Origin of the sequence: Staphylococcus sp. HMSC072H03 (assembly GCF_001809305.1) — a bacterium.
GTDB classification, from domain to species: Bacteria; Bacillota; Bacilli; order Staphylococcales; family Staphylococcaceae; genus Staphylococcus; species Staphylococcus hominis.
In genome coordinates, this window is sequence record NZ_KV796872.1 from 77,955 (window position 1) to 102,352 (window position 24,398).

The 24,398-nt window shown below is 31.8% G+C and carries 22 protein-coding genes and 1 pseudogene; 14 read left to right on the forward strand and 9 right to left on the reverse strand.

The genetic code is table 11. The features are described from left to right. Positions 1–388: 388 nt before the first annotated feature. The 4 genes from HMPREF2578_RS01680 to agrA are packed head-to-tail and all read left to right on the forward strand — an operon-like array spanning position 389 to position 3,141. Complete coding sequence (locus HMPREF2578_RS01680; protein WP_017175277.1) at positions 389–955, forward strand: accessory gene regulator AgrB; 567 nt, start codon at positions 389–391, stop codon at positions 953–955. Between the two features lie 2 nt (positions 956–957). Then, positions 958–1,098 carry a cyclic lactone autoinducer peptide AgrD gene (agrD, locus tag HMPREF2578_RS01685; RefSeq protein WP_017175278.1) on the forward strand — a complete coding sequence of 47 codons (141 nt, stop codon included), beginning with the start codon at positions 958–960 and terminating at the stop codon, positions 1,096–1,098. A 24-nt stretch (positions 1,099–1,122) separates the two neighbouring features. Further along, entirely contained in the window at positions 1,123–2,412 is a 1,290-nt protein-coding gene (gene agrC, locus HMPREF2578_RS01690; protein WP_017175279.1) for a quorum-sensing sensor histidine kinase AgrC, read from the forward strand. A gap of 12 nt (positions 2,413–2,424) precedes the next feature. Beyond that, complete coding sequence (agrA, locus tag HMPREF2578_RS01695) at positions 2,425–3,141, forward strand: quorum-sensing response regulator AgrA (RefSeq protein ID WP_002455088.1); 717 nt, start codon at positions 2,425–2,427, stop codon at positions 3,139–3,141. 50 nt (positions 3,142–3,191) lie between these two features. Here agrA and HMPREF2578_RS01700 read toward each other — a convergent pair whose 3' ends face one another. The 5 genes and pseudogenes from HMPREF2578_RS01700 to HMPREF2578_RS01720 form a co-directional block, all read right to left on the reverse strand. Further along, a complete protein-coding gene (locus tag HMPREF2578_RS01700) occupies positions 3,192–4,151 on the reverse strand; it encodes a carbohydrate kinase family protein (protein WP_017175280.1) in 960 nt (319 codons plus the stop codon). After that, positions 4,152–5,639, reverse strand: a complete 1,488-nt coding sequence (locus HMPREF2578_RS01705; protein ID WP_017175281.1) for a sucrose-6-phosphate hydrolase — start codon at positions 5,637–5,639, stop codon at positions 4,152–4,154. A gap of 254 nt (positions 5,640–5,893) precedes the next feature. Continuing rightward, complete coding sequence (locus tag HMPREF2578_RS01710; protein ID WP_017175282.1) at positions 5,894–7,138, reverse strand: ammonium transporter; 1,245 nt, start codon at positions 7,136–7,138, stop codon at positions 5,894–5,896. A gap of 109 nt (positions 7,139–7,247) precedes the next feature. After that, positions 7,248–7,406: pseudogene (locus HMPREF2578_RS01715) on the reverse strand (sulfurtransferase TusA family protein); the annotation flags it as partial. A gap of 66 nt (positions 7,407–7,472) precedes the next feature. Then, complete coding sequence (locus HMPREF2578_RS01720; protein ID WP_017175284.1) at positions 7,473–8,111, reverse strand: redox-sensing transcriptional repressor Rex; 639 nt, start codon at positions 8,109–8,111, stop codon at positions 7,473–7,475. A gap of 247 nt (positions 8,112–8,358) precedes the next feature. Here HMPREF2578_RS01720 and HMPREF2578_RS01725 point away from each other — a divergent pair, with 247 nt between their 5' ends. Then, positions 8,359–10,296, forward strand: a complete 1,938-nt coding sequence (locus tag HMPREF2578_RS01725; RefSeq protein ID WP_017175285.1) for an ABC-F family ATP-binding cassette domain-containing protein — start codon at positions 8,359–8,361, stop codon at positions 10,294–10,296. A gap of 337 nt (positions 10,297–10,633) precedes the next feature. Here the strand turns inward: HMPREF2578_RS01725 and tsaD are convergent, their stop codons facing one another. From tsaD to tsaE, 4 genes are read right to left on the reverse strand one after another with little or no spacing between them, the layout of a single operon-like run. Next, on the reverse strand, positions 10,634–11,659 hold the full coding sequence (gene tsaD / locus HMPREF2578_RS01730; RefSeq protein WP_017175286.1) for a tRNA (adenosine(37)-N6)-threonylcarbamoyltransferase complex transferase subunit TsaD: 1,026 nt from the start codon (positions 11,657–11,659) through the stop codon (positions 10,634–10,636). Then, on the reverse strand, positions 11,652–12,077 hold the full coding sequence (gene rimI, locus HMPREF2578_RS01735; RefSeq protein ID WP_369963310.1) for a ribosomal protein S18-alanine N-acetyltransferase: 426 nt from the start codon (positions 12,075–12,077) through the stop codon (positions 11,652–11,654). The genes tsaD and rimI overlap by 8 nt, the downstream gene beginning before the upstream one ends. Before the next feature lie 11 nt (positions 12,078–12,088). Then, positions 12,089–12,754, reverse strand: a complete 666-nt coding sequence (gene tsaB / locus HMPREF2578_RS01740) for a tRNA (adenosine(37)-N6)-threonylcarbamoyltransferase complex dimerization subunit type 1 TsaB (protein ID WP_017175287.1) — start codon at positions 12,752–12,754, stop codon at positions 12,089–12,091. Continuing rightward, on the reverse strand, positions 12,735–13,196 hold the full coding sequence (gene tsaE, locus HMPREF2578_RS01745; RefSeq protein ID WP_017175288.1) for a tRNA (adenosine(37)-N6)-threonylcarbamoyltransferase complex ATPase subunit type 1 TsaE: 462 nt from the start codon (positions 13,194–13,196) through the stop codon (positions 12,735–12,737). The genes tsaB and tsaE overlap by 20 nt, the downstream gene beginning before the upstream one ends. A gap of 442 nt (positions 13,197–13,638) precedes the next feature. On the opposite strand from tsaE, the gene ilvD reads away from it, so the two are divergent. From ilvD to ilvA, 9 genes are all read left to right on the forward strand, one after another. Further along, complete coding sequence (gene ilvD, locus HMPREF2578_RS01750; protein ID WP_017175289.1) at positions 13,639–15,327, forward strand: dihydroxy-acid dehydratase; 1,689 nt, start codon at positions 13,639–13,641, stop codon at positions 15,325–15,327. An 18-nt stretch (positions 15,328–15,345) separates the two neighbouring features. Further along, positions 15,346–17,064 carry a biosynthetic-type acetolactate synthase large subunit gene (gene ilvB / locus HMPREF2578_RS01755; protein WP_017175290.1) on the forward strand — a complete coding sequence of 573 codons (1,719 nt, stop codon included), beginning with the start codon at positions 15,346–15,348 and terminating at the stop codon, positions 17,062–17,064. Beyond that, positions 17,061–17,300, forward strand: a complete 240-nt coding sequence (locus HMPREF2578_RS01760) for an ACT domain-containing protein (RefSeq protein ID WP_017175291.1) — start codon at positions 17,061–17,063, stop codon at positions 17,298–17,300. The genes ilvB and HMPREF2578_RS01760 overlap by 4 nt, the downstream gene beginning before the upstream one ends. A gap of 125 nt (positions 17,301–17,425) precedes the next feature. Beyond that, positions 17,426–18,430: a ketol-acid reductoisomerase gene (ilvC, locus tag HMPREF2578_RS01765; RefSeq protein ID WP_002455079.1), complete on the forward strand. Its 1,005-nt coding sequence runs from the start codon at positions 17,426–17,428 to the stop codon at positions 18,428–18,430. A 20-nt stretch (positions 18,431–18,450) separates the two neighbouring features. Beyond that, on the forward strand, positions 18,451–19,983 hold the full coding sequence (locus HMPREF2578_RS01770) for a 2-isopropylmalate synthase (protein ID WP_017175292.1): 1,533 nt from the start codon (positions 18,451–18,453) through the stop codon (positions 19,981–19,983). After that, positions 19,983–21,026, forward strand: a complete 1,044-nt coding sequence (gene leuB / locus HMPREF2578_RS01775; RefSeq protein WP_017175293.1) for a 3-isopropylmalate dehydrogenase — start codon at positions 19,983–19,985, stop codon at positions 21,024–21,026. Before HMPREF2578_RS01770 ends, leuB begins: the two co-directional genes overlap by 1 nt. Positions 21,027–21,043: 17 nt before the next feature. Further along, positions 21,044–22,414 (forward strand): 3-isopropylmalate dehydratase large subunit, encoded by a 1,371-nt coding sequence (gene leuC, locus HMPREF2578_RS01780; RefSeq protein WP_037541697.1) that lies wholly within the window; start codon positions 21,044–21,046, stop codon positions 22,412–22,414. A gap of 3 nt (positions 22,415–22,417) precedes the next feature. Then, positions 22,418–22,987, forward strand: a complete 570-nt coding sequence (gene leuD / locus HMPREF2578_RS01785) for a 3-isopropylmalate dehydratase small subunit (protein WP_017175295.1) — start codon at positions 22,418–22,420, stop codon at positions 22,985–22,987. A 12-nt stretch (positions 22,988–22,999) separates the two neighbouring features. Further along, positions 23,000–24,268 (forward strand): threonine ammonia-lyase IlvA, encoded by a 1,269-nt coding sequence (gene ilvA, locus HMPREF2578_RS01790; protein ID WP_017175296.1) that lies wholly within the window; start codon positions 23,000–23,002, stop codon positions 24,266–24,268. Positions 24,269–24,398 lie beyond the last annotated feature (130 nt).

Genomic DNA, 24,398 nt, shown 5'->3' on the forward strand with positions numbered 1-24,398 from the left:
CCATTGGTCTCGATCATCACAAATACATAGTCAAACTACACAAACATTCCTTACAACTCATCGATAAATCAACTTTTAATTTCGCAACTACTAACAAAATCAAAAAAAGATTTATTCGAATAAAACAAAGACTAACAATTTAAAGACTAAGATTATTAAGTTTATATCACTTTAATGTGATATGAGTATATTAAAACATAACATTCATTTAAGTTATTAAAAATTTCTTAACTTGCATCTTTTTCTACTAAACTGTTTATTTTTATATGGTAAAATATGAGTTATCGAATTACTTTTACAGTTAAGTATTAAATTTTAACAGTTAAGCATTATTTTACAGACTAATTGCACAAAATTGTATAATATAGTCAAGGAGAGTGGCACAATATTGAAAGCAATTGATGATAAAATTGAGCACTTTGCATCTTATTTACAAGAGAAAAACAACCTTGATCATATCCAATTCTTAAAAGTACGATTAGGCATGCAAGTGGTTGTTAGTAATATTGCTAAAACAATTGTGACATATGGTGCTGCGCTCATATTCCATACATTTTTGTATACTTTAATCACACACATTAGTTATTTTTTAATTCGACACAATGCACACGGAGCGCATGCAAAGTCTACTTTGCTATGCCATATTCAAAATTTAATTTTATTTGTTGGTTTACCATGGCTCATTGCTTACTATCATATTAATACGGGTATCATGTATAGTGTTAGTGGTATTGCATTATTACTGATTATTATTTATGCACCAGCTGCCACTAAGAAACAACCCATACCCGAACGACTAAAACCTCGCAAAAAAATAAAGTCTATTATTTTAGTAGTGGTTTTAATCATTATTTCTATTATAGTACCAGAGCCATATAAACAATTAATTTTATTAGGTATGATACTTGAAAGTACAACACTATTACCATTCTTTTTTCCTAGGGAGGATTATTAATTATGACATTTATTACAGATTTATTCATTAAACTATTCTCATTAATCTTAGAAACTGTTGGTACACTTGCCACTTATTCAACATGCTATGGATATTTCGATGAATCAGAAGTTCCTGAAGAGTTAACAAATTTAGAAAGATAGTATTTGTCAGAAAGTGTGTGACTTATGAATTTGTTTGAAAACTTAGCTTTGCCTTTTTTTCAAAGTTTTCTTTTATTTTTAATTGCAAAAATTATTTTAGATATTAAATATAATTTAAGGGATTATTTAATCATTTTTGCGATTATAATCCCTTCTGCTTTTTTGTATTACTTTTTTGGCAGTTTTCTATTATTATTTTTACTTATTAGTTGTGTAATATTTTTATATTTAAAAGTAAAGTTATATTCTATTTTAGCTGTCCTAAGTAGTGCAATCTTAATGTTTTTAAGTAACTTTATAGGTTTTTTTATATCAATTTTCTTGCGATTCTATATTAGTAATACTATTTTAGTTGCTATTTCTTATACTATATTTTTTTCATTTATTTCTATTATCCTAGGTTATTCTTTTAAATTTCTGTTTAAAAGACTTAAAAAATCTTATTTAGCAATTAACAAAACTTATTTACTTGTTATTTCTATAGTATTAGTTTCATCATTTATGATACTTTCTACGTATTCTCAAATACCTAAGAGTAGTGAAACAACTTTAAAAGGTTATGCTTTAATTTTTATTAGTATACTTCTCTTTTTCGCCATTGTTATTATATTAATATCGATAAACACATTAAGAGAAATGCGTTATAAGCAAAGTTTGGAAGAAATTGAAACGTATTATGAATACACACTACAAATAGAATCGATTAATAATGAAATGCGTAAGTTTAGACATGATTACGTCAATATTCTTACTACAATGTCAGAATACATAAGAGAAAATGATATGGATGGTTTAAAGACATATTTTAATGACAATATTGTTCCTATGAAAGATAACCTTCAAATGAACTCAATCAAAATTAATGGTACGGATAATTTAAAAGTGCGTGCTATTAAAGGATTAGTAACAACTAAAATTTTACAAGCTCAAGAAAAAAATATACCTATTAGTATTGAAGTGCCAGAGTTAATTGATCATATTGAGATGAATACAGTTGATTTAAGCCGTATCATTGGGATTATCATTGATAACGCTATTGAGGCTTCAGAAGAATTAGAAGATGCCTTAATTAGAATTGCATTCATCAATGTCGAAACGTCAGTCATGTTTATTGTTATGAATAAATGTAAAGAAGATATGCCGAAAATCCATGAATTATTTCAAGATTCCTTTTCAACTAAAGGAGATAACAGAGGACTTGGTCTAACGACTTTAAAAGACATTACTGATACTACTGAAAACGTGTTACTTGATACTACTATAGAAAATGGCTACTTCGTTCAAAAAGTAGAAATTATAAATAATATGCCATAAGGATGTGAAAAAATGAAAATATTCATTTGTGAAGACGATGTGAAACAACGTGAAAATATGGTTTCAATTATTAATAACTATATAATGATTGAAGAAAAACCGATGGAAATAGCGTTAGCGACAGATGATCCTTATGAAATTATTGAACAGTCAAAAGAAATGAATGATGTTGGATGTTATTTTTTAGATATACAATTAGAAGCTGATATTAACGGTATTAAACTTGGAAGTGAAATTCGAAAGTATGATCCTATTGGGAATATCATCTTTGTTACAAGTCATAGTGAACTCACTTACCTAACATTTGTCTATAAGGTATCTGCAATGGATTTTATTTTTAAAGATGATCCTAATCAACTTAAAACGCGAATAATAGATTGTATTGAAACTGCTCATACACGTTTAAAATTACTTTCAAAAGAAAGTAATGTTGAGACAATTGAATTAAAGCGTGGTAGCAATTCAATATATGTACAATATGATGATGTCATGTTCTTTGAATCGTCTACAAAATCCCATCGTTTAATTGCGCATCTTGATAACCGTCAGATTGAATTCTACGGAAATCTTAAAGAATTAGCACAACTCGATGATCGTTTTTTCAGATGTCACAATAGTTTTGTTGTAAATCGCCATAATATCGATTCAGTCGATTCTAAAGAACGAATTGTAACTTTCAGAAATGGTGAGCATTGCTATGCCTCTGTACGTAATGTTAAAAAGATATAATATTAAAACCCCTTCATTTTAATATCTGAAGGGGTTTCTTAATCTCTTTTTTAAAGTTCTTCAATAATTTCTTCTAAACTTGGAATACTTTCGATAGCGCCATACTTAGTAGTTACTTTTGCAGCTACTAAATTACTAAATTTTAAAATTTCTTCCCCTTTTCCTTTAAATAGAGAAGTAATGTCTGTTAATTCTGTATTTAAAATTCTATTAATGACTGCACCAATAAACGCGTCTCCAGCACCAGTAGTGTCAACAGCTTCAACTTTATACCCTTGATGATGAATAATTGTCCCATCTTTTAAATAAGCTGTTGCTCCTTTGTCTCCTTGTGTATAGATAACTACTTCAACATTTCCTTTAAATAAAGATTGAATCGCTTTATGTTCATCACTTATTCCAGTAACAAATTCAATTTCTTCATCTGAAATTTTAATGATATTTGCTTTGGGAAGAAATGATTGAATAGTTACTTTACACGCTTCTGCGCTATCCCATAGTGGTAATCTAACATTTGGATCAAATACTATCATCCCATGAGCCGCTTCAAATTTTTCAATCATAGCAAGATGTGCATTTTTCATATCACATTCAATTAAATCAACAGAACAAAAATGTAGAACATCTTGATTAGAAACATTGATTTCATCTAAATTCGAAGCATGATAAAGCATGTCAGCTGATGGTTTACGATAAAAAGAAAAATCTCGTTCTCCATTTTCTTTTAAACTAACGAAAGCGAGTGCAGTATTAGCTGTATTTGTTCGTTTAATATATGTTGTACCAACGCCTATTTTTTCTAACGTCTCTACAATAATATCTCCAAAAGCGTCATTACCTAGTTGTGTAACCATTTCTGTACTACTACCTAATTTTTTAGCCACACTTGCCACATTAGCAGGTGCCCCGCCAACTTGTCGACTAAATTGCGTTACATCTTTAAGTTCAATATTTGTTCTATTTGGAATAAAATCGATTAATGCTTCACCAATAGCGTATAACTTTCTCATTTATTTATCTCTCCCTAAGTCATATTTAGTAAATTTCAAATAAACTTGACCTGTTTCTGTAGATGTGCGAATTGCTGTAGCATTTTCATCAGGAAAAATTCTTGACGTCAAGACACGCTCTCCATCATTACAAAAAATTTCAATACTTGAAGTATCCACAAAAATGTGTAATTGCTTTAATGGCGAATCTAAATATGTAGATCTTGTCACACCTTCAACATTACTAGGTAATGCACCACTTTCTGATCGATCTAATGTAATCTTTTGCTCCCTAGTATTATAAGAAATTAATGTTGAATTTAACTTAGATGCTCTTAATTCAAAATATATTTCTGTTGCTTCATTTTCTAAAATATCAATAATAAGCTCATATTGCGTACCTTCATAAGGATGAAGTGTTGTATTATATTTGTTAGCATAACCTAATGCTGTTTCTTTATTTTGACGTAACGTCTCTAACGCTTTCAAAGGACGTTGGCGTAACCGTCCTTCTTCGATTGTTAACTCTCTAGGTATCGTTAAACAATGTGCCCAACCTTCTTCATCTGTAGGATATTGAGTATCTGGTAATCCCATCCACCCAATTAAAATACGCTTACCATATTCATCTATAAATGTTTGTGGCGCATAAAAATCAAAACCATTATCAAGTTCCATAAATGTATCATGTTTGAATTCTAATGTATCGAAATTTAAATGACCGATTAGATATCCAGATTGATAAATATTTCTATATTTTTCATCTTTTGCATCAATACCTTGAGGACTAAAAATAATTACATCTTGTCCATTTAAACTAAAATAGTCTGGACATTCCCACATATAGCCAAAATCTTCTAGTTCGGTTGTAATTTCTCCAATATATTCCCATTGATCAATCTGTCGATGTATCATTTTGTACAAAAGTAAACGTCCTAATTCTTGTTGGGTTTGGACACCTAATATTGCATAATATTCTTCATGATGTTTAAATACTTTTGGATCTCTAAAATGACTTGTATATCCTTCAGGTTGATGAGCAATCACAGGCTTATTTAATTTTTCGATTGAACCATCTTGTTTTACTTTTGCAATCATTTGACTCGCATATCTTTTCCATTCTTCATCTCGATGATTACCTGTATACATATAATATAAGTTTCCTTCAAATTCAAAAGCACTTCCACTGTATACCCCATGACTATCATAAATCGTATCAGGTTTTAATATGGGACCATTTGGTTCAAATGTCACTAAATCTTTACTAGTATAATTAAACCAATATTTCAGTCCATGCACGGCACCCAATGGAAACCACTGGTGAGATACATAGTATGTTCCGTTATAAAACATTAATCCATTAGGATCGTTTAATAAACCTGTTTCAGGTTGAATATGAAAGTGTTGACGATAGCTTGATTGTTCTATTCGATGCTTTAACGCTTCTAATTCATCTTTGTTCACATCTTCAATACGACGATAGCGTTGTTCTCTTGACCACTCAGTCATATTAGGCCTCCTAAATCATTAGTATTAATTTTATCATTTAATATCGTAACGGTAATTAGTCTTAAGACTTTACAATCCATGATTTAAAAAGCGGGAAATTGTATTTACAATACTCCCGCAAACTTTGCAATATCTGATATATTTTTTAATAGACTAATCATCTAAATTAATATCAACATAATATTAATTTTATCATATCGTGATTATCTTCAAATACTGTTTTACTAATGAAACTTCAACATTTTAAATATATATCAATACCTTTTATGTAATTTATTTAATTCTCCATAAAAATATGCCTTTTCACCATGCACAAGTTGATCTAAACCTTTCTTATCTTCTTCAACAGTCGTAGCAAGGGACATAAAAATTGATAATGTCTTTCCAATAATAAAAGTTATAATAATCGAGTAAAGTACTACTACTATAACTGCAATACATTGTATCCATATAGTATGTAAATGACCAGTATAGATTAATCCATCTAATATATCTTTATTAACTTTATGTGATTGAAATACACCAGTCAATATTGCACCAATCACACCTCCAACACCATGAATACCAAAGGCATCAAGTGTATCATTATATCTTAATTTTTCTTTTATAGAATTGACCACAAAATAACATGCTATACCACCAATCATAGAGATAATGTATGCACTTAAGTAGTTTACAAATCCAGCTGCTGGTGTAATGGTTACGAGTCCTGACAGTACACCTGATAATAAACCAAGTAAGCTTAACTTTTTATTAGAAAAGTATTCAAGAATCAACCAACTAAATGCTCCTCCACTCGCAGCAATGATAGTATTTACAAACGATATCACTGCTATATCATTTAAAGTAAACGCACTTCCTGTATTAAAACCGTACCATCCTATCCAAACAAAAATACCACCTATAAGTGTAATAAGTAAATTATTCGGCTGTAGTTTCTCTACTTTTTTTCCGTGACCTATCATTATTGCTAATACTAATCCTGATACTCCCGATGTAATATGTACTACGGTACCTCCAGCATAATCTAAAGCATCAAGTTGTTGAATCCAACCACCGCCCCATACCCAATGAGCTACAGGACTGTAAATCATAATTACCCATATAAATATAAAAATAGTAAAAGGAATAAATCTCATTCGCTCAGCAATTGAACCTGATAAAATGGAAACCGCAATAGTACAAAACATCATCTGAAATAACATAAATAAGGCAAACGGAATATGTGGACTAAATTGAACATTCGTATTAAATCCTACATGTTGCAAACCAATAAAATCAAAATTACCTATCCAATCATTTCCATGACCAAAACTCAAAGAAAATCCAATGACCACCCATGTAAACGTAACAATAATTATAGCAGCCATACTTTGCATCACAGTATTTAAAACATTTTTAGATTGAACTAAGCCTCCATAAAATAAACTCAATCCTGGTGTCATTAACCAAACTAATAAAATACATAGAAATAAAAAAATTGTGTCATCCATCTTCATTTTTACCACTTCCTTAAAAACATCATATTAATAGTTTTTAAGAATAGCAAAAATACGTAAGATTAAATGACACAATTTGTCATATTACATTACATTTATAAAGAAAAACTTAAGCTTTTTGAACTGTGATTGTCCATGAAGCATCATCAAGTTGTTCATAGTTTGTTACAGGATACCCTTGTTCAGCTGCCCAGTTTGGAATGGCTTCAGTTGCTTGAGTGCAATCAAAGTCTATTTTTAATTCGTCACCATTTTTTAATGTTTCCATTAAATTAATATATTTATAAAAAAGCTATAATGCAAATGCATTTTAGCTTTAAAAAATAATTTAATATTAATTTGAAGAGTTTTTCATAAAGAATAATAGTGATTGTAATTCGATACCTAAATCGATATGATGAACTTGAACATCATTTGGCACATCAATTCTAGCAGGAGTAAAGTTTAAGATACCTTTTACGTCAGCCTTAATAAGTCGATCTGAAACAGATTGTGCCACACTTCCTGGTGTAGTAAGAATCACTACATTAATATTTTGTTTTTGAAGTTCAGATGAAATATCATCAATATGCTTTACTGTCACTTTTCCAACTTTTGTACCAACAATATCTTTATCAATATCAAATGCAGCTGTAATTGTCATTTCATCATGTATTGAAAAATTGTAAGTAAGTAATGCACGTCCTAAATTCCCTACGCCAACAATAGCAATATGAATATTATTACTATCGCTAATCTCCGTTTTAAAGAATTCTAAAAGACTCTCAACGTTATAGCCATATCCTTTCTTACCTAACTCACCAAAATAAGAAAAATCTCTTCTTATCGTAGCTGATTCAATATCTAAAGCCTCACTAATTGTTTTAGAACTCACACGATCAATACCTTTGATTTTCAATGAATTAACAAATCGATAATATAAAGGTAAACGTTTTAATGTAGCGCGAGGTATTTTTGATTGATTTTGAGGCATATGCAATGTCCCCCTTTTGTTTGAACTTTTTAATCTATATATTCAAACTAACTAGAGTGCAATTAGTTATTTTAGTGAAATATATATAATGCCTATTATGGATATACTGCAATATTATACCGTAACCTATTTCAAAAATAAATATCTTAGTTTCCTAAGCATACCTTATATTGTAAAATGATATAATAATGTCAAATTTAAAGTTAAATAAATGTGATTGTTACATAGATAGAAAGGTGAAACTTGAATGATACTTTTACAATTAAATGATATTTCAAAATCGTTTGATGGTGAAGATATATTTAATCATGTTAATTTTGAAGTTAAAACTGGAGAACGTATTGGCGTAGTAGGAAGAAATGGCGCTGGAAAATCAACGTTAATGAAGATTATTGCAGGTGTTGAAGATTATGATAGTGGCCATATTTCAAAAATCAAGAATTTACGCATTGGTTATTTAACTCAACAAATGACACTTGATTCTTCTCTGACTGTAATTGAAGAAATGTCAAAACCATTTGAACATATTAAGCATATGGAAACGCTTATTAATGATGAAACTGATTGGTTAGCCGCTCACGTTGATAGTTATGATTCAGAAGATTATAAACAACATATGGAGCGTTATGAATCATTATCTAATCAATTTGAACAACTTGAAGGTTATCAATATGAAAGTAAAATTAAAACAGTATTGCATGGTTTAAACTTTACTGAAGAAGAATTTGATAAACCCATTAATGATTTTAGTGGCGGACAAAAAACACGTTTATCTTTAGCACAGATGCTTTTAAGTGAACCCGATTTATTACTATTAGATGAACCTACAAACCATCTTGACTTGGAAACAACTAAGTGGTTAGAAGATTATTTAAAATATTTTAAAGGTGCCATCATTATTATTAGTCATGACAGATACTTCTTAGATAAAATTGTAACTCAAATATATGACGTTGCTTTAGGAGATGTGAAGCGTTATGTAGGTAATTATGAGCAATTTATTACTCAACGTGATAAATACTATGAATTAAGAATGCAAGAATATGAAAAACAACAAGAAGAAATTAAACGCCTTGAAACTTTCGTGGAAAAAAATATTACTCGAGCTTCAACAAGCGGTATGGCTAAAAGTCGTCGAAAAACATTAGAAAAAATGGAACGTATCGATAAGCCAATGATGGATGCTAAAAGTGCTAATATCCAGTTTGGATTTGATAGAAATACTGGCAATGATGTGATGCATATCCGTAATCTAGAAGTAGGTTATCAATCCCCTATCACTGCTCCTATTAATATTGAAGTTACAAAAGGAGACCATATTGCTATTATTGGACCTAATGGAGTTGGAAAGACTACACTTATCAAAACAATTGCAAATCGTCAAAAAGCATTAGGTGGAGAAATTACTTATGGTGCTAATTTAAACATAGGATATTACGATCAAAAACAAGCAGAATTCAAATCTAATAAAACAATATTAGATTATGTTTGGGATCAATATCCTATGATGAATGAAAAAGATGTCCGCGCTATTTTAGGACGATTTTTATTCGTTCAAGATGACGTCAAAAAAGTTATTAATGATTTATCAGGGGGCGAAAAAGCACGTTTGCAATTAGCTTTACTTATGTTACAACGTGATAACGTTTTGATACTCGATGAACCTACTAACCATCTTGATATAGATTCTAAAGAAATGTTAGAACAAGCGTTAAAAGATTTTGAAGGTACAATTTTATTTGTTTCCCATGATCGATATTTTATTAATCAACTAGCAAATAAAGTATTTGATTTAAATAAAGATGGTGGTCAACTATATTTAGGTGACTATCAATATTTTATTGAGAAAACAGAAGAAGCTTCTGCGTTAAAGGAATTTGAAGCGGAACACAATAAAGATGAAACGCTTGATTTAGAAGACACTGATTCGTCAACAACTAATACGTATGCTTCTCAAAAACAATATAAGAGAGAATTACGAAAAATTGAGCGTCAAATTGAGCAATGTGAAGAACAAATCGAAAAATATGAAGAACAAATTACTCAAATTGATCAACAATTGACTCAGCCTGATATTTTTAATGATCCTATTAAGGCAAATGAACTTGCTGAGCAGAAATTAAGTACCGAACGACAATTAGAGAATGTTATGGCTGAATGGGAAGAATTGCAAGAAAAAATTTAATATATCTAAGAAAAACTAGTAAAAGTATCAAATTTTTACTAGTTTTTTTATTTATTTCATTCACAAATTTATAAACAACTAAAATACTGATATATCAGTTATCCACGAACTTATCCTAGTTATCCACAACGTGAATGATAATAATTTACATAACTTTTACACAACATTCAAACTATATTCACACCTTTACCCCCTTTTTATCCACAAGATATTAACTATTTGTTGATAAGTACACACGTTCTCTATTGACATATATCATATATCAATACATTAACCTAATTAAATAAAAAAGTAATTGAAACTTATTTGATTTTAAGTTCAATTACTTTTTACTTTATTATTCAACTGTTACATCTTCAATATCAATATTATTTTTTCCATTTAAATCTAGAGATGAAGTTACTCCAGCTTTATAGTAATAATATCCAGCAGCCCCAATCATAGCAGCATTATCTGTACATAACTTTGAATTAGGTATTGAAAGTTTAATGTTATTTTCTTTACACAAATGATTTAATCGTTCTCTTAATCCTTTGTTACTAGCTACTCCGCCAGCTACAATAAGGTGTTCAACATGATAAGATTTACAAGCATTAATAGCCTTTGTACTTAATACATCGACAACACTATCTTGGAAACTGGTAGCAACATCTTCTTTATTTATGTCTTCATTTTTTTGTCGCTGATTGTGTAACTTATTAATCACTGCACTTTTTAATCCACTAAAGCTAAAATCATAACTATCTTTTTCAAGCCATACTCTAGGAAAATGGTATGTGTCCTTTCCTTCCAAAGCAAGTGCATCTATAGCTGGGCCTCCTGGATATGGTAAATCAATTGTTCTTGCTACCTTATCATAAGCCTCTCCTACAGCATCATCTCGTGTTTCACCAATGACTTCAAAATTTAAATGTGATTTCATATAAACGAGTTCTGTATGTCCACCCGAAACGATTAATGCTATTAAAGGAAAGGTTAACGGTTCTTCAAGATGATTAGCATAAATATGTCCAGCAATATGATGAACAGGAATGATTGGCTTATTATAGGCAAATGCTAAAGCTTTTGCTGCATTAATTCCTATTAGAAGTGCCCCTATTAATCCAGGCCCTTGTGTAACAGCTACGGCATCGATATCTTCCATAGTAGCATTAGCTGAAGATAACGCTTCATCAATTGTAGTCGTAATTCCCTCTACATGATGTCTACTTGCAACTTCAGGGACTACTCCCCCAAAACGTTTATGACTTTCTATTTGACTAAGTACAATATTAGATAAAATCGTATTTCCATTTTTTATAACACTTACACTTGTTTCGTCACAACTTGTTTCAACCGCTAATATTAATATGTCTCTATTCATTTAAATTCACCCACATCACTAATGCATCCTCGCCTTCTCCATAGTAATTTTTTCTTTTACCGCCATATTGAAACCCTAATTTTTTATATACATGTTGAGCTATCACATTCGTAATTCTCACTTCTAAACTCATCACATCACAAGTATGCCTAGCATAGTCCATCACATAATTAAGTAATAGCTGACCTAATCCATAGTCTCTGAATGATTCTTTGATTGCTATGGTTGTAATTTGAGCTTGATCAATTACTATCCATAATCCTAAATATCCAATAATTTCTTCTTGAAAAATAACAACAAAGTACTTTGCGAAGTTATTTTCATTTAATTCATGGTAAAATGCATCAATGGTCCATGAACTATCGTTGAAGCTTTCTCTCTCAATATCGAAAACACTTGGTACATCATCGACTTGCATCGCTCTAATAGTTAACTGTTCTTCTGTTGGTTTAACCAATTACGTTCCGCCTCTGACAATTTTATATAATTTGGTACAAACGTATGAATGTTCTCAGGTTGATGAATCAAGTGTTTCATGACAGTTGCATTAGGCAGTTTAGTCTCAATATCTCCATGTAGTAATTCAGATAATTTTTCCGTGTCCTCTCCTACAAACACATAAGGTTGATTTAAAGCATTGAGTTTTTTATGCAACGCTTCTAAAGAAATATATTGGTCTTTTTCAATTGTATTTAATTGATTATTTTCATATTGATATAATCCTGTATATACCGCTTGGCGACGAGCATCAAATATTGGTACGATAATTCTTTTATCATTCGTATCTATAGTAGCCGCTAATGCTTTTAACGATGAGACACCATATAATTTAGTATTCAAAGCATAGGCTAATGTTTTCGCTACAGTAACGCCTATTCTCACTCCTGTATAAGAGCCAGGTCCTTTTGCAACAACAATCCCATCTAATTCTTGTTTTTTTAAATTCGATTCATTAAATAAGGATTGAATACCAGGCATAAGTTGGCTCGAATGATCTTTTTTACTATTTGTTGTTTTTATTGCTAAAACCTCATCATCGTTCATCAAAGCAATTGACATGGGTTGATTTGAAGTATCAATTAACAGTAAGTTCATTGTCTATCTCTTCCTTTATTTTAGTATAATGATAGCCTTTTGCTGCTATATTAATTTGTCGTTGACTTTCATTTATAGTCGTAATATTAATCACTAAATACTCTTCTGGAAGGAACTCCTGTATAAATTGACTCCATTCAATTATTGTAACAGCGTCATCTTCAAAGTATTCATTAAATCCTAAATCTTCATCTGAATCTTCTAAGCGATAACAATCCATATGATGAAGTTTTAACTCCTTACCTTTGTATGATTTTATGATATTAAACGTAGGAGAATTAATATTACGCTTTACTCCTAGATATTTACCTATAAATTGAGTCAACGTTGTTTTACCAGCACCTAAATCTCCATTCAATAAAATGACATCTTTTGAACCAACATGCTTCATTAAAATTTTAGCAAAATGTTCCATCTCATCTAAATTTTTGATAGGTATCATGTATTGTTCTCTCTCCTCATGTTTATTTTACACTTCGTTATTTCATCTAAATTTAACTTAATAATTGTAACAAACTTTACTAAAAATTTCTCATTAATAAAACATAAATCATTCTTCTAAATTGTTAGAAAATTCTAAAAAGAGTATTGACTTTAATATCTGTTTAGTGTAAATTAAATTTATCAAATTTTTAAACAATTCTAACTATTCAAATAATCATCCATTCAAGAAAGGAGTATAATACCATGCAATCATTTACATATTCACTGTCACCACTAGAAAATTTAATTATTTTATTATACTCTTCAGGGCTGGAACTTTAGTAGCTTAATTTACTAAATGTTTAAGTCCTATTTCTCATTGAATGGGACTTAAAAACGTCCCAACTTTATTGGGGCGTTTTTTTATTTTAATAATTAGTAATTTATGGGGGAATGAATAAATGAGAAGTGACATGATAAAAAAAGGTGATCACCAAGCACCAGCAAGAAGCCTATTACACGCGACAGGAGCACTTAAAAGTCCTACTGACATGAATAAACCTTTTGTAGCAATTTGTAATTCATATATCGATATCGTTCCTGGACATGTTCATTTAAGAGAATTAGCTGATATTGCAAAAGAAGCGATTCGTGAAGCAGGTGCAATTCCTTTTGAATTTAATACAATTGGTGTCGATGATGGAATAGCAATGGGACATATTGGTATGAGGTATTCCTTACCGTCACGTGAAATTATTGCAGATGCGGCTGAAACTGTTATCAATGCTCATTGGTTTGATGGTGTATTTTATATTCCTAACTGTGACAAAATTACACCTGGCATGTTATTAGCAGCTGTTAGAACAAATGTCCCTGCTATCTTTTGTTCAGGTGGCCCAATGAAAGCTGGTTTATCTGCTCAGGGAAAAGCTTTAACTCTATCATCTATGTTCGAAGCAGTCGGAGCTTTTAAAGAAGGTTCAATTACTAAAGAAGAATTTTTAGATATGGAACAAAATGCTTGTCCAACATGTGGATCATGTGCAGGAATGTTCACAGCAAATTCTATGAACTGTTTAATGGAAGTCTTAGGATTAGCACTTCCCTACAACGGTACAGCTTTAGCAGTAAGCGATCAACGTCGTAAAATGATTAGACAAGCAGCATTCCAATTGGTAGAAAATATAAAAAATGATATTAAACCTCGTGATATTGTTACGAAAGAAGCAATTGATGATGCATTTGCTTTAGATATGGCAATGGGTGGTTCAACAAATACTGTACTTCATACATTAGCAATTGCTAATGAAGCTGGAATTGAATATGACTTAGAAAGAATTAATGAAATTGCTAAAAAAACGCCTTATTTATCTAAGATTGCACCAAGTTCTTCTTATTCTATGCACGATGTTCATGAAGCTGGCGGATGTCCAGCAATCATTAATGAATTAATGAAAAAAGAAGGAACCCTACATCCAGATCGACTCACAGTTACTGGTAAAACATTAAGAGAAAATAACCAAGGTAAAGAGATTAAAAATTTCGATGTTATTCATTCTTTAGATGCTCCATATGATAAAGAAGGTGGATTGTCCGTCTTATTCGGTAATATTGCTCCTAAAGGTGCAGTAATTAAAGTTGGTGGTGTTGATCCTTCAATCAAAGTATTTAAAGGAAAAGCAATTTGCTTTGATTCACATGATGCAGCTGTAGAAGCAATTGATAATAAAACAGTTCGTGAAGGTCACGTAGTGGTCATTCGATATGAAGGACCTAAAGGAGGTCCGGGTATGCCAGAAATGTTAGCTCCTACATCATCTATCGTCGGAAGAGGTTTAGGAAAAGATGTTGCTTTAATTACGGATGGACGTTTTTCTGGAGCTACTCGTGGTATCGCTGTAGGTCATATTTCACCAGAAGCAGCCTCAGGAGGTCCTATTGGTCTGATTAGAGATGGTGATGAAATTACTATTGACTTAGTAAATCGAACTTTAGATGTTAATCAGCCTCAAGAAGAATTGTATAAACGTAAAGAAGAACTTGAGCCTTTTAAAGCTAAAGTAAAAACAGGTTATCTTGCAAGATACACTGCTTTAGTAACCAGTGCAAATACGGGTGGTATTATGCAAGTCCCAGAAAATCTTATTTAAATTTAAGGAGCGATAAATATGTCAAAAACAAAGGAAAGTAATAAACAAACTGAAACACTTACAACTCGAAGCGGTTCTGACTTATTAGTAGAAGCACTCGTACACGAAGATGTTGATTTCATTTTTGGATATCCAGGTGGTGCAGTTTTACCATTATACGATACATTTTATGATGAAAAAATTAAACATATTCTGGCACGTCATGAACAAGGTGCTACCCATGCCGCTGAAGGATACGCACGTGTTTCTGGCAAACCAGGTGTCGTCGTCGTAACAAGTGGTCCTGGAGCTACAAATGCTATCACTGGTATTACTGATGCTTATTGTGATTCTCTACCCTTAGTCGTATTTACCGGACAAGTGGCAACCCCTGGTATTGGTAAAGATGCATTCCAAGAAGCTGATTTATTATCAATGACGACGCCAATTACAAAAGCTAATTACCAAGTTAAACATGTAGATGATATTCCTAGAATTGTTCACGAGGCATTCTATTTAGCAAATACTGGACGTAAAGGACCTGTAGTTATTGATTTCCCAAAAGATATGGGCGTTTTAACTTCTTCTGCTCCACTTGAAGAAGAAGTTCATTTACCTTCATATCAAGTAACTGAAAATCCAAATAAAGAAGATATTCAACAACTTTCTCAATATTTAAATCATGCAAAACAACCTGTTGTTTTAGCTGGAGCAGGTATCAATCACTCAAAATCAAATGATTTATTAACCGAATTTGTTACTCACCATCAAATTCCTGTTGTTACAACTTTATTAGGTCTAGGTGCTATTCCATATGAAAATCCCCTTTTCCTTGGTATGGGCGGTATGCATGGCTCTTATGCAAGTAACATGGCACTCACTGAATGTGACTTACTCATTAATTTAGGTAGTCGATTTGATGACCGTTTGGCTAGTAATCCTAACGAATTCGCACCAAATGCTAAAGTGGTACACATTGATATTGATGAATCAGAAATTAATAAAGTGATTCCTACAACACTCGGTATTGTTGCAGATTGTAAAAAAGTATTAGAAACATTAGTTACTGAACATCAAAGTCATGCTACATACAAAGAATGGGTAGACCATTGTTTAGATAATAAATCAAAACATCCATTTAAATACAAAGAAGCTAATGATACATTTTGTCGTCCACAAGAAGCGATTGAATATATTGGTAAAATCACAAATGGTGAAGCCATCATCACTACAGATGTAGGTCAGCATCAAATGTGGTCAGCACAATTTTATCCGTTTAAACATCATAGTCAATGGGTTACAAGTGGTGGATTAGGAACAATGGGATTCGGTATTCCTTCAGCAATTGGTGCACAACTCGCAGCTCCAGATAAAACAGTTATTTGTTTTGTAGGTGATGGTGGATTCCAAATGACCAATCAAGAAATGGCGTTATTACCTGAATATCATCTAAATGTAAAAATTGTTTTAATTAACAACGGTACATTAGGAATGGTAAAACAATGGCAAGATAAATTCTTTAATCAACGTTTTTCACATTCTGTTTTCAATGATCAACCAGATTTTATTAAAATGGCTGAAGCTTACGGTGTTAAAAGCTTCTTAATCGATCACCCTAATAAATTAAAAGCGCAATTAGATGAAGCTTTTAATTATGAAGGTCCTGCTTTAATTGAAGTAAGAATTTCTCCAGCGGAACCTGTAAACCCTATGATTCCTAGTGGTAAAGCTAATCATGAAATGGAGGGCCTAGAATGAACCGAACTTTAAAATTAAAAGTAGCTGACCAAGTCAGTACGTTAAATCGAATCACAAGTGCTTTTGTAAGATTACAGTACAATATCAATGAATTATATGTAAAACCTGCTAGTGAAGATGGCATATCTGATATGACAATCAAAGTTCATATTGAGGATGAAGATGTATATCGAATTTTAATTACTAAATTAAAAAAACAAGTCAGTGTTATTAATGTTGAAGATGTGAATGATTAATTCTTAGATGATGCGCTAGCATTTTACATCAATTATCATATTTAATGTCTAACATCATAAAGTTAATTATTACCTTTTTAATATTCGCAATTTTTGAAATTTTTTAACTAATGGAGGAAAGTATTATGACAAAAGTTTATTATGATCAATCAGTAGAAAAAGATGCACTACAAGGTAAAAAAATCGCTATTATCGGTTACGGTTCTCAAGGCCATGCACATGCTCAAAACCTTAAAGATAACGGTTACGACGTAAGAGTTGGTATTCGTCCAGGTAATTCATTTAATAAAGCTAAAGAAGATGGATTAGATGTTTATCCAGTGGCTGAAGCAGTTAAACAAGCAGACGTTATTATGGTATTACTTCCTGATGAAATTCAAGGTAATGTATATAAAAATGAAATTGCTCCAAATTTAGAAGCTGGTAATGCATTAGCTTTTGCACATGGATTTAATATTCATTTTAACGTCATCGAACCACCTAAAGATGTAGATGTCTTCTTAGTAGCACCTAAAGGTCCTGGTCATCTAGTAAGACGTACATTTGTTGAAGGTTCAGCTGTGCCAGCATTATTTGGCGTTCAACAAGATGCTACAGGTCATGCACGTGATATTGCTTTAAGTTATGCAAAAGGTATTGGTGCTACACGTGCTGGTGTTATTGAAACAACATTTAAAGAAGAAACTGAAACTGACTTATTCGGTGAACAAGCTGTACTTTGTGGGGGAATTCATAAACTGATTCAAAGTGGTTTCGAGACATTAGTGGAAGCTGGATATCAAAAAGAATTAGCATATTTTGAAGTACTACATGAAATGAAACTGATCGTTGATTTAATGTATGAAGGCGGTATGGAAAATGTACGTTATTCAATTTCAAATACTGCTGAATTTGGTGACTACGTATCTGGTCCACGTGTCATTACTCCAGATGTTAAAGATAATATGAAAGAAGTACTTAAAGATATTCAAAATGGTAATTTCGCTAATCGCTTTGTTAAAGATAACGAAAATGGATTTAAAGAATTTTATGAATTACGTGAACAACAACATGGTCATGAAATTGAAGCAGTGGGTCGTGAACTAAGAAAAATGATGCCATTCATTAAATCTAAAAGCATTCAAAAATAAAATGTAAGGAGATGTTAAAAATGGAAAGCCATATTCAAATATTTGATACAACGTTAAGAGATGGAGAGCAAACACCTGGTGTGAATTTTTCATTTGATGAACGTTTAAGTATTGCTAAGCAACTTGAAAAATGGGGAGTCGATGTTATTGAAGCAGGCTTCCCCGCTTCAAGTACTGGAAGTTTTAAATCTGTAGAAGCAATCTCTAAAGCATTAACTACCACTGCAGTGTGTGGATTAGCAAGATGTAAAAAATCTGATATTGATGCTGTATATGAAGCAACAAAATGTGCTGCTAAACCACGTGTTCATGTATTTATTGCTACTTCCCCTATTCATTTAGAGCATAAGCTAAAAATGACTCAAGAAGAAGTCTTAGAATCAATTAAGGAACATGTCAGTTATGCTAAATCATTATTCGATGTAGTACAATTCTCACCAGAAGATGCATCAAGAACAGATCAAGCATTCCTTATAAAATCTGTTCAAACAGCTGTTGATGCAGGAGCTACAATAATCAATATTCCAGATACTGTTGGATATAGTTATCCAAGTGAATATGGTGTCATTTTTAAATCTCTTATTACAAATGTTAAATCAGAAAAAGAAATTATTTATAGTGCACATTGTCATGATGATTTGGGTATGGCAGTAGCAAATAGCTTAGCTGCAATTGAAAATGGCGCGAAACGCATTGAAGGTACTGTAAATGGTATTGGTGAACGTGCAGGTAATACTGCATTAGAAGAAATTGCATTAGCACTATACGTTCGCAAAGATCATTATGGTATTGAAACAAAATTAAAATTAGAGCAAACTAAATTGACTTCAGATTTAATTTCTAGATATGCAGGCATTCGAGTTCCAAGAAATAAAGCAATTGTTGGTCAAAATGCTTTCAGTCATGAATCAGGTATTCATCAAGATGGTGTTCTTAAAAATCCTGAAACGTACGAAATCATGACGCCTCAACTTGTTGGAATAAGCAAAAACGAATTACCTTTAGGCAAACTTTCTGGTAAACATGCTTTTGCTGAAAAACTTAAAACGTTAGGTTATGACATTGAACCTAAACAACAAATCGAGTTATTCAAACAATTTAAAGCAGTAGCAGATAAGAAAAAATCAGTATCTGACCGAGATATTCATGCGATTATTCAAGGTTCTGAACATGAACAAAATGCAATTTATCAAGTAGAAACTTTGCAATTACAATATGTTTCAAATGGTCTACAAAGCGCTGTTGTTGTCATTAAAGATAAAAAAGGTCATATTTATCAAGATTCAAGCATTGGTACAGGATCAATTGTTGCAATTTACAATGCTGTTGATCGTATTTTTAAAAAGGATAGTGAACTCATCGATTATAGAATTGATTCAGTTACTGAAGGTACAGATGCACAAGCTGAGGTTCATGTTGAGCTTGTTATTGAAAATCAACATGTTAATGGTATAGGTATCGATCATGATATACTTCAAGCTTCTTGTAAAGCATATGTAGAAGCTCATGCTAAATATATTGCCCAAGATTTAGAGAAAGTAGGTAATAAATAATGACATATAAAATTGTTGCTTTACCCGGAGATGGCATCGGACCTGAAATTTTAAATGGAAGTTTAGAGTTATTAGAAATAATAAGTAAGAAATACAATTTCACCTATAATTTAAAAAGTTATGATTTTGGAGGAGCCGCCATTGATACACATGGCACTCCCCTTCCTAATGAAACACTCTCTGCCTGTCAAGAAGCAGATGCGATTTTATTAGGAGCAGTTGGAGGACCAAAATGGACAGATCCTAATAATCGTCCAGAACAAGGATTATTAGCGTTACGTAAAAAGTTAGGCTTATTTGCTAATATTCGTCCTACTAAAGTGACTGAAGGTACCAGTCAATTTTCACCTTTAAAAGAAGAGCGTGTTAAACATACAGACTTAGTTATAGTTCGTGAATTAACGAGTGGCATTTATTTTGGTGAACCTAGACATATGAATCATTCTGAAGCATTAGATTCTCTCACTTATACTAAAGCTGAAATAGAACGTATTGCTAAAGTTGCATTTGAATTAGCACGTACTCGTAGTAAAAAAGTAACTTCTGTAGATAAAGAGAATGTCCTTGCTTCAAGTAAACTTTGGAGAAAAACTGTTACTGAAGTAAGCAAGTCTTATCCGGACATCGAATTAAATCATTTACTCGTTGATGCGTGTAGTATGCATTTAATTACTCATCCTTCACAATTCGACGTCATTGTTACTGAAAATCTCTTTGGTGATATTTTAAGTGATGAAGCTTCAGTAATACCTGGTTCACTCGGTTTATCACCTTCGGCAAGTTTTAGTGAACACGGTACTAGACTTTATGAACCTATTCATGGTTCAGCGCCTGACATTGCTCATCAAAATCTTGCTAATCCATTTGGAATGGTATTGTCACTAGCAATGTGTTTAAGAGAAAGTTTAAATCAAAGTGTCGCAGCAGAAGAATTAGAACATGCTGTATATCATTTAATTAAAATTGGTAAAACAACAAAAGATCTTGGAGGACACTATAAAACTTCAGACATCTTTGAGTTACTAAAAAAAAGTTATCAATAAAGGGAGGTACATAAATAATGGCTCAAACATTATTTGATAAAGTTTGGAATAAACATGTCTTAACTGGTAAAGAAGGCGAACCTCAACTCTTATACATAGATTTGCATCTTATACATGAAGTGACCTCTCCTCAAGCTTTTGAAGGATTAAGACTTCAAAAAAGACAACTTAGACGTCCAGATTTAACCTTTGCAACTCTTGATCATAATGTTCCTACAATCGATATATTTAATATTAGAGATGAAATTGCTAATAAACAGATTACGACTTTACAGAAAAACGCCAAAGATTTTGGTGTACATATTTTTGATATGGGTTCAGATGAGCAAGGTATCGTTCATATGGTAGGTCCTGAAACTGGATTAACACAACCAGGTAAGACAATCGTATGTGGTGATTCACATACAGCAACTCACGGGGCATTTGGTGCTATTGCTTTTGGCATTGGAACAAGTGAAGTAGAACATGTTTTTGCAACTCAAACATTATGGCAAACAAAACCTAAAAATCTTAAAATTGAAGTTTCAGGTAAATTACAACCAGGTGTGTATGCTAAAGATATTATTTTACATTTAATCAATCAACATGGTGTAGATTTCGGAACAGGCTATGCACTTGAGTTTACTGGAGAAACCATTCAATCACTATCCATGGAGGGTCGAATGACAATTTGTAACATGGCAATTGAAGGTGGAGCTAAATACGGTATTATTCAACCGGATGAAACTACATTTGAATACATCAAAGGTCGACCATATGCACAGAACTTTAATCAATCTATTGGAGAATGGCAGAAACTATATTCAGATGAAGATGCTCATTTTGACAAAGTGATTACACTTGATGTAACCAATTTAGAACCTCAAGTGACATGGGGCACAAATCCAGAGATGGGTGTGAATTTTAGTTCTCCATTCCCAGAAATTCAAAATATTAATGATGAACGTGCATACAACTATATGGGACTAAAACCTGGTCAAAAAGCAGAAGATATCGATTTAGGTTATGTCTTTTTAGGTTCATGTACTAATGCTCGCCTATCAGATTTGATAGAAGCAAGCCATATCGTAAAAGGAAAAAAAGTACATCCTAAAATTACTGCTATTGTTGTTCCTGGCTCACGTACAGTAAAAAAAGAAGCAGAATCTCTAGGGTTAGACAAAGTATTTAAAGAAGCAGGCTTTGAATGGAGAGAACCTGGATGTTCCATGTGCTTAGGAATGAATCCTGACCAAGTACCAGAAGGTGTCCATTGTGCCTCAACAAGTAATCGAAATTTTGAGGGTCGACAAGGTAAAGGTGCACGTACACATCTTGTTTCTCCGGCTATGGCTGCAGCCGCAGCAATAAATGGTAAATTCGTTGACGTAAGAAAGGTGGTTGTATAAGTAATGGATATTCAACCTATCACCCAATACACAGGTAAAGTAGTCCCTTTGTTTAACGACAATATTGATACAGATCAAATTATTCCAAAAGTTCATCTTAAACGAATTACTAAAACTGGTTTTGGACCCTTTGCTTTTGATGAATGGCGTTATTTACCTGATGGATCAGATAATCCGGATTTTAATCTAAACAAACCAAAATATAAAGGTGCTTCAATTCTTATTACTGGAGACAACTTTGGTTGTGGTTCAAGTCGTGAACATGCTGCTTGGGCTTTAAAAGATTTTGGCTTTAATATTATTATTGCTGGTGGTTTTAGCGATATCTTCTATATGAATTGTACAAAAAATGGAATGTTACCTATTGTTTTAAATGAACAATCTAGAAAATATCTAGCCGATCAAAATAATATAACGGTTGATTTACCAAATCAAACTGTGTCAGCAAATCATCAATCTTTCCACTTTGATATAGATGAAACTTGGAAAGATAAACTTATAAATGGATTAGATGATATTGCTATTACATTAAAATATGAAGAATTAATAGAGAAATATGAGAAAACAATGTAAGGATGATAACAAATGGTTTTAAAGACAACGGTAACAGCTACTGATGTAGACGAAGCTTATTTACGTATAAAAGATGTTGTGAAAGAAACACCATTACAATATGATCATTATCTTTCACAAAAATATAATTGTAATGTTTATTTAAAAAGAGAAGACTTGCAATGGGTACGCTCATTTAAATTGCGTGGTGCTTATAACGCTATTTCAGTATTAGACACACAAGCTAAATCAAAAGGTATTACTTGCGCAAGTGCTGGTAATCATGCCCAAGGAGTAGCTTATACTGCTAAAGCATTAAATTTAAAAGCTGTTATCTTTATGCCAGTGACAACCCCTCTTCAAAAAGTAAATCAAGTTAAATTCTTCGGTGCAGAAAATGTAGAAATCGTTCTAACTGGCGATACATTTGATGATTGTTTAAAAGAAGCTTTAGTTTATACAGATGAGCATCATATGACATTTATTGATCCATTCAACAATGTTTATACTATCGCTGGTCAAGGGACATTAGCAAAAGAAATTTTATTAGAAGCAAAAAAAGAAAAGATTCAATTTGATTATCTCTTTGCAGCTATTGGAGGCGGAGGTCTAATATCCGGTGTAAGTACATATATGCATGAACATAGTCCACATACACAAATCATTGGCGTCGAACCTGCCGGAGCAAGTAGTATGTATGAATCAGTAGTAGTTCAAAATAAAGTTGTAACTTTAGAACATATAGATAAATTTGTTGATGGCGCTTCAGTAGCACGTGTTGGTGATATTACCTTTAATATTGTCAAACAATACGTCAACGACTACTTACAAATTGATGAAGGCGCAGTATGTTCTACAATTTTAGATATGTACTCTAAACAAGCAATAGTAGCAGAACCAGCAGGTGCATTAAGTGTATCAGCTCTTGAATTTTATAAAGACAATATTATAAGAAAAACTGTAGTATGCGTAGTCAGTGGTGGAAATAATGATATTAATCGTATGAAAGAAATTGAAGAACGTTCACTTTTATATGAAGAAATGAAACATTATTTCATTTTAAATTTCCCTCAACGTCCAGGAGCTTTAAAAGAATTTGTTAATGATGTTTTAGGTCCTCAAGATGATATTACTAAATTTGAATATCTAAAAAAAGCTTCTCAAAATACGGGTACTGTTATTATTGGCATTCAGTTAAATAATCATCAAGATTTAGAACAATTAAAACATAATGTCGATGAATTTGATCCATCAAATATTTATATTAATGAAAATAAAATGTTGTATTCATTATTAATTTGAAATAATATTAAAAACTTCTTCAGTATATTATTGAAGAAGTTTTATCATTTTTTAGTTTAATACATTTACTCCTCAATTCATTAGTTTCAAAAGATTTATCTAAATTTCGACATAAAAAAAGAGACCTCAC

Coding starts and splice junctions, on each gene's coding strand:
- agrD (WP_017175278.1), top strand. CDS start 958: ATGACATTTATTACAGATTTATTCATTAAACTATTCTCATTAATCTTA.
- agrC (WP_017175279.1), top strand. CDS start 1,123: ATGAATTTGTTTGAAAACTTAGCTTTGCCTTTTTTTCAAAGTTTTCTT.
- agrA (WP_002455088.1), top strand. CDS start 2,425: ATGAAAATATTCATTTGTGAAGACGATGTGAAACAACGTGAAAATATG.
- HMPREF2578_RS01700 (WP_017175280.1), bottom strand. CDS start 4,151: ATGAGAAAGTTATACGCTATTGGTGAAGCATTAATCGATTTTATTCCA.
- HMPREF2578_RS01705 (WP_017175281.1), bottom strand. CDS start 5,639: ATGACTGAGTGGTCAAGAGAACAACGCTATCGTCGTATTGAAGATGTG.
- HMPREF2578_RS01710 (WP_017175282.1), bottom strand. CDS start 7,138: ATGAAGATGGATGACACAATTTTTTTATTTCTATGTATTTTATTAGTT.
- HMPREF2578_RS01720 (WP_017175284.1), bottom strand. CDS start 8,111: ATGCCTCAAAATCAATCAAAAATACCTCGCGCTACATTAAAACGTTTA.
- HMPREF2578_RS01725 (WP_017175285.1), top strand. CDS start 8,359: ATGATACTTTTACAATTAAATGATATTTCAAAATCGTTTGATGGTGAA.
- tsaD (WP_017175286.1), bottom strand. CDS start 11,659: ATGAATAGAGACATATTAATATTAGCGGTTGAAACAAGTTGTGACGAA.
- rimI (WP_369963310.1), bottom strand. CDS start 12,077: ATGCAAGTCGATGATGTACCAAGTGTTTTCGATATTGAGAGAGAAAGC.
- tsaB (WP_017175287.1), bottom strand. CDS start 12,754: ATGAACTTACTGTTAATTGATACTTCAAATCAACCCATGTCAATTGCT.
- tsaE (WP_017175288.1), bottom strand. CDS start 13,196: ATGATACCTATCAAAAATTTAGATGAGATGGAACATTTTGCTAAAATT.
- ilvD (WP_017175289.1), top strand. CDS start 13,639: ATGAGAAGTGACATGATAAAAAAAGGTGATCACCAAGCACCAGCAAGA.
- ilvB (WP_017175290.1), top strand. CDS start 15,346: ATGTCAAAAACAAAGGAAAGTAATAAACAAACTGAAACACTTACAACT.
- HMPREF2578_RS01760 (WP_017175291.1), top strand. CDS start 17,061: ATGAACCGAACTTTAAAATTAAAAGTAGCTGACCAAGTCAGTACGTTA.
- ilvC (WP_002455079.1), top strand. CDS start 17,426: ATGACAAAAGTTTATTATGATCAATCAGTAGAAAAAGATGCACTACAA.
- HMPREF2578_RS01770 (WP_017175292.1), top strand. CDS start 18,451: ATGGAAAGCCATATTCAAATATTTGATACAACGTTAAGAGATGGAGAG.
- leuB (WP_017175293.1), top strand. CDS start 19,983: ATGACATATAAAATTGTTGCTTTACCCGGAGATGGCATCGGACCTGAA.
- leuC (WP_037541697.1), top strand. CDS start 21,044: ATGGCTCAAACATTATTTGATAAAGTTTGGAATAAACATGTCTTAACT.
- leuD (WP_017175295.1), top strand. CDS start 22,418: ATGGATATTCAACCTATCACCCAATACACAGGTAAAGTAGTCCCTTTG.
- ilvA (WP_017175296.1), top strand. CDS start 23,000: ATGGTTTTAAAGACAACGGTAACAGCTACTGATGTAGACGAAGCTTAT.